This is a genomic window from Candidatus Hydrogenedentota bacterium (assembly GCA_019695095.1).
Taxonomy (GTDB): domain Bacteria; phylum Hydrogenedentota; class Hydrogenedentia; order Hydrogenedentales; family SLHB01; genus JAIBAQ01.
This window is the reverse complement of the sequence record JAIBAQ010000061.1, coordinates 21660-32607: the sequence shown is the minus strand read 5'-3', so window position 1 is coordinate 32607 and position 10948 is coordinate 21660. Positions and strand designations below refer to the sequence as shown.

The window sequence follows — 10948 nt, the reverse complement described above, 5'->3', positions numbered from 1 at the left end:
AGGCGCGGAGACGCAGGGAGTTGGCGGACCATTGGCAGATCATGAATCTGTATCCTGCGTCTCGATTGTGGAGAACACGAATCGAATAAGAACAGGTGAGAAGGGTGGAAGAGGCATTGGAGATCGGAGATGTGGGCAAACAACTGAGAGTCAGGGATTGGCGGATTCCCATGCGCGGAGTGCTTCCGAGTTGGCGCAGATGCGTTTGATAGCGGCGGCGGTTTGATGGATAGCTTCGTCGCCACTGCAGAGGACGGTACGTCCGATGCTCATGCCGGTGTGGTAGAAACTGCGGTCGGCTCCGGGGTAGGGGCGGGAGTAATTGTGCGCGAGGCGTTTGGGATTGGTGTGCCCGACGGCCCAGGTACGCCAGCGTTCGGACTCGAAGAATGAGAGCGTAGTTACGGGCTGAAATGCACTGTGCCAAACAGTAGGGATTCCTTCAGCCTCGAGCGCGGTAGCCAAGGTGTTTTGCGAGAACCCCACTATCTGTTCGTCGATCTTGAAAAGGAATTGTGTGTGCGCCTGGGCCGTGATTCGCGCGTCGTGGTCCATGATACGGATGCCTGGAATGCCGGAAATGAGGTGCTCCAACTTGGACGCACCGTCCTGGAGAGTTTTCAGGTGTGCTGGATAGCCTGCCAACTGTCCGAGAAGCACCGCAGAGAGAATGTCCGAGATGCGGCCGTTCCAGGCCAGTTCGGTTTGATCGCTGATGCCGGTAATGTCCACCGCGTCGCCCCAGGCGCGTGACGCGCGCAAGGCGTTCGCGAGACCGTCGTCGTTCGTCACAATGGCCCCGCCGCCGCCGGCTTGAAGTGGTTTCATGCTTCCGAAAGAAAAGATGCCGACTTGTCCGAGCGTGCCGACTTTTTTGCCGCGCCATTCCGCGCCGCATGCGAGACACGCATCGTCGATAAGGATAAGACTGTGTTTGCGGGCGAACTCAGCCACGGCGTCCATGTTTTCCGGGCGGCCCCACATATGTATTGCGATTATGGCCTTGGTGCGCGGACCGACGGTCGCTTCGGCGGAATCGAGATTGAGCATGAACGTCTCTGGGTCGCTGTCCGCAAAGATGGGCACGGCCCCGGCGTTGAAGACGGCGAATGCATCGGCAATACACGCGTCGACTTGCATGAGGACTTCATCGCCGGGTCCGATTCCGAGGGCGCGAATTGCCATTTGCAGTGCCATACCGCCGGTGTTGACCGCGACGGCGTGGCGCGCGCCGATATAGCCGGCGAATTGTTTCTCGAAGCGTTGAGTCGCGGACGCATGGAGCCAGTTGTCTGAACTGAGCACGCCAGCAACTTCGTCGAGTTCGTTCCCCAACGTACGAGGAAAGGGAACGAAGGGCTGCGTGATGATAGGCGTACCACTTAGTAGGGCGGGCAGGTCATCACGGCGCATATTCGACGAGCGTCCCTTTCTATCCGTAGTAGCGGAAGAGTGCCTCGGCAACGCAGACGGGCTTGGAGCCGCCTTCCGATTCGATGGTAATCGTCACTTGGGTTTGAGCCCCACCGCCGGGGAGGCCGTCGACGGAGTCAAGTACGGCGCGTGCGCGAATGCGCGTTCCTATGAGAACAGGCGCTGGGAATCGGAGCTTGTTGAGGCCGTAGTTGAGAGCGGCTGACGTGCCGGAAACGTCCCAGATGGAAGCCGTAAGGTGGGGAATCAGGGAGAGTGTAAAGTAGCCGTGCGCGATGGGGCCGCCAAAGGGCGATTCGCGTTTGGCGCGCTCGACATCAACGTGAATCCATTGATGATCGTGGGTTACATCGGCAAACGTATTCACATCTTGTTGCGTAATATCGTGCCAATCGGACACGCCGAGTTCGCGGCCTGCCCAGTCTTTAAGCTCGCTGAGGGGAATAATCGTCGCGGACATGAGAATCTCCTTTTACGGTCTCGGGAAAAACAGATGCCTATATGCGCTTTGGAGGACAGGGATGTCAAGCACACTGTGCGTGCGCACTGTGGGCAACGTTGCTGGATGCCACGAAGCACGAAGAGTATTCGGGTACGTCGAATTCAAAGAACGGGGTGGCGATGTGTTAGGATGAGCATCGGAGGACCAACAACCATGCAGGCTACCATTCAAACGAACAAAGGCACTATTCGAATCGAACTCTTTGCGGAGCAGGCACCCGTGACGGTTGCCAACTTCGTGAATCTGGCGCAAAGGGGCTATTACGACGGCCTTACGTTTCATAGGGTTATCGCAAAGTTCATGATCCAGGGAGGATGCCCACTGGGTACGGGAACCGGGGGACCAGGTTACAAGTTCAAAGACGAGTGTACTCCTGCCCTTAAACACAACCGGCCGGGCATTTTGTCGATGGCGAACGCAGGCCCGGGTACAAATGGCAGCCAGTTCTTCATCACGCACGTACCGACAGATTGGCTCGACGGCAAACACACGGTGTTTGGCGCGGTTGTTGACGCGTCCGACCAGGCAGTCGTGGACAAGATTGCGCAGAATGACCGAATCGAGCGTATCGACATCGAAGGCGACACAAGCGGCTTGTTCAGCAAGACGCAGGCGCAGGTTGACGAGTGGAATTTGGTGCTCGACAAGAAGTTTCCTCGGAAACGCTAATATGGCGGGCTTCAGTGCTCCTAGCGAGTAGCCGACTCTGCTGCCACTATTGACGAGTACACCGATCTCGAATCTGAACCAATTCATCCGCGTCCACTTTGTCTTGAGAGCGCAAGGTGGCGCGTTTGTTTTTGATCAAGTCATCCAGACTAATGAATGACACATGGACCTTTCCGTACTTGCCGCGGACAGTTTGTTTTTTCGCAGCAGAGAACTGTACTCCATCGATATCGTTGAGAAAGTCGACTCGGCTTGGAGCTACACCGAACGTAATGATTGCGCCCTTTTCGGAAAAGGTCTTTTCGGAGAGGTCATTTGGCTCAAATCCAAACTCCAACAGGACATGACGAATTCGTTCGATGTTTTCTAGCGAGGAATCATAGAAGATGTCTAAGTCTTTGGTGAAGCGTGGGTATCCGTGATATGCGACGGCGTACCCCCCGACAATCATGTAATCAACGCGGTGCTTTTCGAGTAACTGAAACAACTCTTCGAAGTCGGGATGGGTATTCATATAGGAACTTCCCTGCCTCGATACGGAGCAATTCTACCGCATCAAGACGCTCCTCGGGGGTACAGCTTATCCAGTAAGCCCGGTCCGCTTCGGCCTGTGCGGCGTGATTGGTGACTGCTAGTCTTCTCTCCATGACATCTAGTCTATCGACACACGAACTGGAAGACAAGGCACCATTTCTTGCCAATTACCCCTTATCTAGGCCATAGTCAATCGAACGTGAGGACTTGCAGGGGGTGAAGAATGAATGACTGTCGAAGTCTAATCTGCACAGGTGCAGTGATCAGTCTGGCCATGTTTTTTCACGGTACGCGCTTAGCAAGCGCAGACGATCGCCCGCAATGGGGTGAACGATTCTCGCGAAACATGGTCTCAAGCGAAAGTGGGCTTCCGTCCAGTTTCGATTTGGAGACCGGCGCAAACGTGAAGTGGTCTGCGCCGCTGGGCGGCAATGCGTATGGTTCGCCGGTTATTGCGGGCGGCAAGGTACTCATAGGGGGAAACAATGAAGCGCCCCGGGATACGCGCAACACAGCGGATTGCGCGGTTCTGCTGTGTCTAAACGAAGCGGACGGAAGTCTGGTATGGCAGCTCGCGTCGCCTCGCATCGGAGGAGATAATTACCTGGATTGGCCAATGATCGGGATGTGTTCCGCGGCGACGGTGGAGGGGAATCGCGCCTATATCATGACAAACCGTTTCGAGATTGTGTGTCTCGATATGGATGGTCAGGCGAACGGAAACGACGGGCCATTCTTGGACGAGGGCAAGCACATGGTTCCCGCGGGTACCGAGCCGCTGGAGGTGACGGCCACGGATGCCGACATTATCTGGCTGGTGGACCTGCCGACAGCGGTGGGCATGTATCCGCACGACGGGGCGCACTCGTCGATTCTGATAGACGGAGACAAGCTGTACCTCAACTCGGGAAACGGGGTAGACAATACGCACAAAGTGATTCGCAAACCCGATGCGCCGAGCCTGGTGGTGCTGGACAAGGCGTCGGGGAAGGTGCTTGCGCGCGACGGAGAGCACCTCGGACCGCTCACGTTCCACGCGACGTGGTCGCCGCCGGCGCTGGGCGAAGTGAATGGTAAGAGGCTCATCATTTTCGGTGGGCCAGATGGCGTTTGTTATGCATTCGATGCGTTGCAGCAGGGTGTTGCGCCAGCGGAGCTGAAGACACTCAATCGGGTGTGGAAGTTCGATTGCGATCCGACCGCCCCAAAAGAAAATGTGGCCAACTACCTCAGCAATCGCAAGGAAAGCCCGAGCGTGATCGAAAGCATGCCGGTCATTCTGAATGGACGTGTATACGTGACGGTGGGCGGCGATATCTGGTGGGGGAAAGAGCAGTCCTGGCTGAAGTGCATTGACGCAAGCAAGACCGGCGACATCACGTCCACAGGAGAGATTTGGTCGTATCCGATGAGCATATTCTGTTGTTCGACGCCCGCGGTTTCCAATGGACTTGTATTCATCGGTGATTGCGATGGAGTGGTGCATTGCGTCGACGCGGAGACGGGACAAGCGTGTTGGACACATAAGCTGGGCGGAGACATCTGGGGTTCGCCACTTGTGGCCGACGGCAAAGTCTATATTGGGTCGCGCAATAAGAAGATGTGCATATTAAGCGCAACGCGCGAACTGCAGGTCTTGGCAACGGTTGAATTACCCGCGCCCACGGCATCGACACCGGCGGCGGCGAATGGCGTGTTGTATGTGAACACGCTGAATATGTTGTACGCGATCAAGAGCGAGGGATAGCGAGAGCCGGGTGTAACGGCATTGGGGTTCGGATCAGGTGAACGGGTTGATGATCCTGACGCCGGCCGGCTGGAAATTGCTGACATTCCGCGTGGCAATTGTGAGCTTGTGTACGAGGGCGGTGGCGGCAATCATACTATCGAGCAGAGGGAGTGTCTGGCCTTTTCGTTTAAGGTCAGTCACGAGTTGGGCCCAACGGGCACTGACGGTGCGGTCCCACGGCAAGCATGTAATTGTGGCGGATAGAGCCTCGAACCAGCGTTCAAGCTGCGCGCGTTTCCGGCCACGGGGAAGCGCAAGTATCCCCATTCTCAGTTCTCCAAGCACGATAGGGTCAACTACCAGTTCGCGTTCATGGTCCGTCAGCCAAGAAACAACCTTGTTGTCGGGTGAAACCCGTGTAGCCTCGCTCAAAACGTTGGAATCGACGAGGTAAGTCATCCCAGGCTCGGAGTCTTGAGGTCGTCGGTGGTGCCGAGCGACTTCGGTTCCTCAAACCACTCTTTGACGGGGCAGGCCAAGAGAAGTTTAACGAGGCCCGCGTTTCGGGGAGGACTCTTGCGCTTCAGCTTGTATTCGCCGCTTCGAATCCGCTCAATCTCAAACTCCTGACCCGGTTCGATCCGGTCGCGGCGGCGAATCTCGGCGGGAAGAATAATCTGTCCCTTTGTGGATATCAGTGTTTTCATAGAAGGTAAGATATCATCTTACTTCTCGGAGTTCAAGGAGACTGTATCGGAGAAATCTCCCGTGCGCTATAAACGCGCAGAGATTTGGCGCGAGAGAATTGAAGCGCAGAGAGCTAAGGTTCCATGCCGTTACTTGCGCTTGGCGCGGGGCGGGATTTCAGTAGGAACAATCTCCAGCGCGCTTCTGTGAGGGCTGCCAGGCGGTAGAAGTGCGGCAATGCCCTGATCGAGGGTTATCAACTTCCCTTTCTGGTGAATGGACAGACTCAACAGGTAAGCGTCTGTGACTTGGCGATGACCTACCAGCGAAGCGGCAGGCAAGAGTATGTTGGTCAGAGAAATGCTGTCGGGCCAGAATCGATGATGCTTCAGGGCGACAATCTCGCCGAGTAGGGTTAGAGCTTCCTGCGGTTGAACGGCATCGGGTATGATTCGCTGGTTCGATGAAATACGCACAAACGCGCATTGAGTCATCGGGCACGTCGCCCAGCCCCGTGATTGATTGGCTGAGAACCACGTTTGCGCTACCTGATGATGAACATGCGAAGGCCACGCGAGGGCGATGAGCATGTTCACATCGAGAAGGCCAACACTCACAACTCGTCCTCGTACTTCTTGACGTCCTCGAGCGTAATAACTCGCGAATCGGCACGAACATCAAACGCAGGAAACCCCTTCTTATTCTTCTTGACCGTGTGGGTGGGGCTACCCAGGCCACGGCGCGCCAAGTCCGAAATCACGCGACCGACAGTCTGGGACTTGGCGAGTGCGAGATACTTGGCGGCTGCGAGCAGATCGTCATCTATGGTTATGGTTGTTCTCATGAGATTCAGTATTTCAGAAGATGACGTTGATGTCAAGATGATCCCGCATCATGATGCAATGTAGTGAACAATCAACTCCACTTTGCGACGGCGTTTTCGCGGAGGGCCTTGTTGGCGAGATGGGCGGCTGAAGCTGAGCTGACTCCAACTTCGACGGGTGCATTGGGTGTCTTGCGTGACCGGATGTATTCCAGCTAGTCGCTAAGGTGGAAGAGTCAAGCGTCGGGTTTTTCGCGGGAAGTGGCGTGGCCTAATCTTGCCGAACTAAGGCGGGGGAAATGTTACTATCTCCCCCCGTTCGCGGGTCGAGAATTCGACCGGTCCACAAATCAACCCACCGATAGCCATTACTCTCATAGAGAGACAAGTGGCCCCCTGTAAGCATCTGGGGGTCATTACTGTCGAGCTCGCTAATCGGAGTCGTAAAAATGACCTTCGGCCTTCGCGACATAAGGTACTGCTCATTATGCTTGTTGTGGCCAGGAAACTGAAATGCTGCCGGCGTACAGGCAATAGTTCGATCATTGAGCCCAAGGCAGTCAACTGCGGGGTTCCCGCTAAAATAAGGCAGATATCCTGCTCCAATGACTGCTATATACTCCCCATTGTAGCGGCGATTTAGGAGGTCGGCCAACTGTCTTACATGGTCATAAAGGTCTTTTGGCCAAGCTTTGAATGAGTACGCGTTGTATCCCCCTGGTTGAGACGGAATCATGGAAAGTGCATAGACAAGCGATACGGTCAAGATAACTAATAGCCGACAGCGATAGGAATGTCTCGCGGGGAGGTTCGACAACCATACCGCTGAATACAAGCCTGCGGGCCACCAGAGCACGAGAAATCGATCGTCAAAGTGGTCTCCTCCGTTCCGAATCCAATAGAGTAGCCACGCCCAAACGAAGAACGATGGGAATGGAAGCCCTTTGAAACCGTCTTTACGTATTACCACAAACGCATGGCAAGTCACGGCCAGCAAAGGCAGCCAAAGGCCAAGGCGGAAAAAGAATGGAGTATGTGGAATCTCCGTCCCTCTAACTGAAAACGTAACGAATAGCATCTTCAAGGCGACCAATATTCGTTCTGGCAACGTGCCGTCTTGCACCTTTGCCCTGACGGTGTTCGGTAGCCAGTCTCCGTAGTACGCGTGCTGCCATAACGCAAGACTTACAAAGGTTAAGGCAACAATCCCACCCAAGATACAGGCGGTGCGAACTTGCCGCTGGACCAACGCAAGATATGCGACACCGAACACAGGCATTACAAAACCGTCTGCCCGGCTGAGAACAAGAAGCACACTTGCCCCGATGAAGAGCAAGCTGCCGTTACGCTCCTTCTTGTCAACGATAGTCTGAACAGCGATCCATACAAGGACCTGAAGAAACAACACAGGGATTGTCTCCATGCCGGACCATATCCAATAGGACAAGGCAGGGCAGAGAGCCAATAGGTAGGCCATCGTGAGCGCCGCACCTTCACCCAGCCGATTTGAAGAACGAAAGAATCGAAACAAAACCAGGACGACTCCAATTCCTGCCAGCACGTTGATGACAAAGGCCCATTCATAGATTTGGTATTTGTCGAAGAAGAGGAAACCCACTGAGAGCAGTAGTGTGTAGAGGAGGTTGGAGTAGCCCTGAACGGCCTCTTGTCCGGGATTCCAAATCAGGCCGTCCCCGCGGAAAAAGTTCAGGGCATAGCGGAGGGAAATATATGCGTCATCCACACCTGGGAAATACACGCTGCAAAAGTAGCACGAAAAGGCAACTACGATGAGGGCGACGGGAACGAGGCGAAGGGAGTAAATGGGCAGACTGTGGTCTGATTGCCGTTTACGATTCTCACCGATGCCGGGTTTGCTTGTCTCTCCGCCTTGAGCGTCCGGCAAGCCCGGAGTAGTCTTCCAGATCGGAAAGCGAGACGCTTCCTTTCCTTGAGCAGTTCGAGTGGATGTGTCGCTAGGCGTAGACGCCATGGGCGCAGTACTTCCTGCCTGATTGTGAGTGAAGAGTCATGGAAATCATCTAGTCTAACGACTTCCGAGGTTGTCCCACCCAAATCCAACCCCCGCATCGGGCGGATACAGTAAAAGCGAGAACTACTGAGATATTATCACGTGCGCTGAAAAAATGCAAAGCTAATACATAAGGAGTAGGGGTATAGGCAACGCCCATCAGTATTAGGCCCCTCGAAGAGCCCCGAGAAAGGGCGTCTTCTAGGGCGTCGAAATTGGCGATTGATCGGTGTTCGAAGGGGGGGCGAAGGCGGCGAGTGGCGTTTCTTATGTGAGCACGAGGTCGTGGTGGGGGCTCATTCTTGAAGTGGGCTATGATGAATACGGCTCTGCAAATATGAGCGGGAATGTAGAATTTATAATCCAGATTGCGCGAGATGTCTTACTTGGTTGCTATGGCCGAACTTGAAACTCAAGGGACGTGTAGACAGAATCCAATGGCAAGTTGAGGCATAGTCATTGACAGCCTAGGGGGGCGAAGAGGAGGCCATCATGCGTCAGCTCACACGTCGAAGCTTCATAAAACACACTGTTGGGGCCATAGCAGCAACGACAAGTCTGCCTGTAATTGGCGCTCCTGAAGCGAACGCGGTATCTGCGACGACAGTTCGACCGTTGGGCAAGTCGGGGCTTTCATGCTCGTTGCTGGGAGTGGGCACCGGTACGCGAGGACGTGAGGGGACTACGGATCAGACCCGAATGCCGCGGGAGGAATTGGTCAATCTGTTGGAATACGCGTACCAACAGGGCATTACCTATTTTGATTTAGCCGACCGCTACGGTTCTCACGGCCATATGAAGGATGCACTTGCGAAGGCAATTCCGCGCGACAAGGTAATGTTGCTTTCGAAAGTATGGAACCGGGAACCGGACGTGATGCGGGCGGATATCGAGCGTTTTCGTAAAGAGGTCCATACGGACTATCTGGATGTTGTCCTGATGCATTGTCTGAGAACGGGTGAGGAGAATTGGCCCGATACGCTCAAGGCATCGATGGATGTGCTTTCGGAAGCGAAGGCCAAGGGGCACATCCGGGCGCATGGGGTGTCCTGCCACAATTTGCAGGCGTTGCAGCGTGTTGCGGACACGGCGTGGGTGGACGTCGTGCTTGCCCGTATCAATCCATTTGGAGCCAATATGGATGGTCCCGTCGAGGAAGTCGTTGCTGCGCTTCAGAAGATTCACGAAGCAGGCAAAGGCGTTCTAGGCATGAAGATCCTGGGGGAGGGAAATCCTGAAGTGGTCGCGAAAATGAATGAGTCCATCAAGTTTGTGATCGGGCTCGGAAGTGTTGACGCCATGACAATCGGCGTAATGAACGCAAAAGAACTTGACGGAATCATGGGCGCGATCAAGGAGGTGGGATCGGCGTGAGCCGATCCCAATAGCGCACCTCGGACGTGAATTGGCAGACGCTACTTTTTGTCGGCGGCGACGAGGCTGTCGACGAGGGCGATGTAGCGGTTCATCGCTTCTTCGGGGGTGATGCCTTCCAGTTCCTTCCACGCGTCGTATTTGGCCTTGCCGACGAAGTCCATCATCCCCGGACGTTTGCCGGTGTTGTCGCCGACGGTGCTCTGCTTGAAGAGGGCATAGAGTTTGAGCATGGTTTCGCTGTCGGGCGCCTGAGACAGGTTCTTTACGGCCTCGGAAGCTTCGCGGAATCGGACGCTCAGATCTTCTGCCATGGGACGATCCCCCTTGGGTTATGAAACCAGACACACCTTTGCGCCTTAAGTACTATCACATTTTGCGGAACTCTTGCCACTCGGGTTCGTTGTCGAAGATCCAGCGGTAGTATTCCTGGTTGTCGAGGCAGGTTGCGGCCTCCTCGTCGATGATGACCGAACAACGGGGATGAAGCTGAAGCGCGGAAGCGGAAATCATGCTGGTGACGGGGCCTTCGACGGCTTTTGCGATGACTTCGGCTTTCTCGCGGCCCGTGGCAAGGAGGATACATCGCTTGCATTCGAGGATTGTCCCCACACCCATGGTGATGGCGCGTTTCGGCATATCGGCGGGGTCTCGAAACATGGGGGCGTTTTGTTCGATGGTTTGCGGAGTGAGCGCTTTGGCGCGGGTTCGCGAATACATGGCCGACAGGGGTTCGTTGAAGCCGATGTGGCCAGATCGGCCAATACCCAGAAGCTGGAGACCGATTCCCCCGCACTCGCGAATCAAATCTTCGTAATGGGCGCACTCGGCGTCGATGTCGTCGGCAAGTCCGTTGGGAAGATGCGTATTGCGGGGATCGATGTTCACGTGCTGGAAGAGATGCCGGTTCATGTAGTGGCGATAGGATTGTTCATCGTGGCTGCCTAGTCCGATGTACTCGTCGAGATTGAACGTGCTGACGAGAGAGAAATCGAGGCCATCTTCTTCGTGCATGGCGACGAGCTTTCCGTAGACCAATTCCATGGTGCGCCCGGTGGCGAGTCCCAGGACCAGTTTGGGTCTGCGGCGGATTTCCCGAGCGAGATAACGGGCTGTCAGTTGGGCCGCCGATTCGCGGTCGCGCATGATGATGACTTCCATGTG

The 10948-nt window shown here is 55.2% G+C and carries 13 protein-coding genes; 3 read left to right on the top strand and 10 right to left on the bottom strand.

The window, feature by feature from the left end; genetic code table 11:
• Window positions 1-150 precede the first annotated feature (150 nt).
• Window positions 151-1413 carry a DegT/DnrJ/EryC1/StrS family aminotransferase gene (locus tag K1Y02_11975; protein MBX7257070.1) on the bottom strand — a complete coding sequence of 421 codons (1263 nt, stop codon included), beginning with the start codon at window positions 1411-1413 and terminating at the stop codon, window positions 151-153.
• 19 nt (window positions 1414-1432) lie between these two features.
• Window positions 1433-1894 (bottom strand): MaoC family dehydratase, encoded by a 462-nt coding sequence (locus K1Y02_11970; protein ID MBX7257069.1) that lies wholly within the window; start codon window positions 1892-1894, stop codon window positions 1433-1435.
• 195 nt (window positions 1895-2089) lie between these two features.
• Between K1Y02_11970 and K1Y02_11965 the strand changes: the two genes are divergently transcribed.
• Window positions 2090-2605: a peptidylprolyl isomerase gene (locus K1Y02_11965; protein MBX7257068.1), complete on the top strand. Its 516-nt coding sequence runs from the start codon at window positions 2090-2092 to the stop codon at window positions 2603-2605.
• Window positions 2606-2651: 46 nt separating this feature from the next.
• Here the strand turns inward: K1Y02_11965 and K1Y02_11960 are convergent, their stop codons facing one another.
• Window positions 2652-3119 carry a nucleotidyltransferase family protein gene (locus K1Y02_11960; GenBank protein MBX7257067.1) on the bottom strand — a complete coding sequence of 156 codons (468 nt, stop codon included), beginning with the start codon at window positions 3117-3119 and terminating at the stop codon, window positions 2652-2654.
• Between the two features lie 243 nt (window positions 3120-3362).
• Between K1Y02_11960 and K1Y02_11955 the strand changes: the two genes are divergently transcribed.
• Window positions 3363-4886, top strand: a complete 1524-nt coding sequence (locus K1Y02_11955; GenBank protein MBX7257066.1) for a PQQ-binding-like beta-propeller repeat protein — start codon at window positions 3363-3365, stop codon at window positions 4884-4886.
• Window positions 4887-4919: 33 nt separating this feature from the next.
• Here K1Y02_11955 and K1Y02_11950 read toward each other — a convergent pair whose 3' ends face one another.
• The 5 genes from K1Y02_11950 to K1Y02_11930 form a co-directional block, all read right to left on the bottom strand.
• Window positions 4920-5327 (bottom strand): type II toxin-antitoxin system VapC family toxin, encoded by a 408-nt coding sequence (locus K1Y02_11950; GenBank protein MBX7257065.1) that lies wholly within the window; start codon window positions 5325-5327, stop codon window positions 4920-4922.
• Window positions 5324-5575, bottom strand: a complete 252-nt coding sequence (locus K1Y02_11945) for an AbrB/MazE/SpoVT family DNA-binding domain-containing protein (protein ID MBX7257064.1) — start codon at window positions 5573-5575, stop codon at window positions 5324-5326. The genes K1Y02_11950 and K1Y02_11945 overlap by 4 nt, the downstream gene beginning before the upstream one ends.
• Window positions 5576-5704: 129 nt before the next feature.
• Window positions 5705-6172, bottom strand: a complete 468-nt coding sequence (locus K1Y02_11940; GenBank protein MBX7257063.1) for a VapC toxin family PIN domain ribonuclease — start codon at window positions 6170-6172, stop codon at window positions 5705-5707.
• Entirely contained in the window at window positions 6169-6399 is a 231-nt protein-coding gene (locus K1Y02_11935; protein ID MBX7257062.1) for a CopG family transcriptional regulator, read from the bottom strand. Before K1Y02_11935 ends, K1Y02_11940 begins: the two co-directional genes overlap by 4 nt.
• A gap of 250 nt (window positions 6400-6649) precedes the next feature.
• A complete protein-coding gene (locus K1Y02_11930; protein MBX7257061.1) occupies window positions 6650-8371 on the bottom strand; it encodes a hypothetical protein in 1722 nt (573 codons plus the stop codon).
• 531 nt (window positions 8372-8902) lie between these two features.
• Between K1Y02_11930 and K1Y02_11925 the strand changes: the two genes are divergently transcribed.
• The gene (locus K1Y02_11925; protein ID MBX7257060.1) at window positions 8903-9784 is read left to right on the top strand and encodes an aldo/keto reductase; all 882 of its coding nucleotides are present in this window, start codon (window positions 8903-8905) and stop codon (window positions 9782-9784) included.
• Window positions 9785-9825: 41 nt separating this feature from the next.
• Here the strand turns inward: K1Y02_11925 and K1Y02_11920 are convergent, their stop codons facing one another.
• Window positions 9826-10098: an acyl-CoA-binding protein gene (locus K1Y02_11920; protein MBX7257059.1), complete on the bottom strand. Its 273-nt coding sequence runs from the start codon at window positions 10096-10098 to the stop codon at window positions 9826-9828.
• 55 nt (window positions 10099-10153) lie between these two features.
• Window positions 10154-10945: a glucosamine-6-phosphate deaminase gene (gene nagB / locus K1Y02_11915; protein ID MBX7257058.1), complete on the bottom strand. Its 792-nt coding sequence runs from the start codon at window positions 10943-10945 to the stop codon at window positions 10154-10156.
• Between the last annotated feature and the right edge of the window lie 3 nt (window positions 10946-10948).

Excerpts from the sequence above, each read along its gene's own strand:
- K1Y02_11975 (MBX7257070.1), bottom strand. The coding sequence starts at position 1,413 with ATGCGCCGTGATGACCTGCCCGCCCTACTAAGTGGTACGCCTATCATC.
- K1Y02_11970 (MBX7257069.1), bottom strand. The coding sequence starts at position 1,894 with ATGTCCGCGACGATTATTCCCCTCAGCGAGCTTAAAGACTGGGCAGGC.
- K1Y02_11965 (MBX7257068.1), top strand. The coding sequence starts at position 2,090 with ATGCAGGCTACCATTCAAACGAACAAAGGCACTATTCGAATCGAACTC.
- K1Y02_11960 (MBX7257067.1), bottom strand. The coding sequence starts at position 3,119 with ATGAATACCCATCCCGACTTCGAAGAGTTGTTTCAGTTACTCGAAAAG.
- K1Y02_11955 (MBX7257066.1), top strand. The coding sequence starts at position 3,363 with ATGAATGACTGTCGAAGTCTAATCTGCACAGGTGCAGTGATCAGTCTG.
- K1Y02_11950 (MBX7257065.1), bottom strand. The coding sequence starts at position 5,327 with ATGACTTACCTCGTCGATTCCAACGTTTTGAGCGAGGCTACACGGGTT.
- K1Y02_11945 (MBX7257064.1), bottom strand. The coding sequence starts at position 5,575 with ATGAAAACACTGATATCCACAAAGGGACAGATTATTCTTCCCGCCGAG.
- K1Y02_11935 (MBX7257062.1), bottom strand. The coding sequence starts at position 6,399 with ATGAGAACAACCATAACCATAGATGACGATCTGCTCGCAGCCGCCAAG.
- K1Y02_11930 (MBX7257061.1), bottom strand. The coding sequence starts at position 8,371 with ATGGCGTCTACGCCTAGCGACACATCCACTCGAACTGCTCAAGGAAAG.
- K1Y02_11925 (MBX7257060.1), top strand. The coding sequence starts at position 8,903 with ATGCGTCAGCTCACACGTCGAAGCTTCATAAAACACACTGTTGGGGCC.
- K1Y02_11920 (MBX7257059.1), bottom strand. The coding sequence starts at position 10,098 with ATGGCAGAAGATCTGAGCGTCCGATTCCGCGAAGCTTCCGAGGCCGTA.
- nagB (MBX7257058.1), bottom strand. The coding sequence starts at position 10,945 with ATGGAAGTCATCATCATGCGCGACCGCGAATCGGCGGCCCAACTGACA.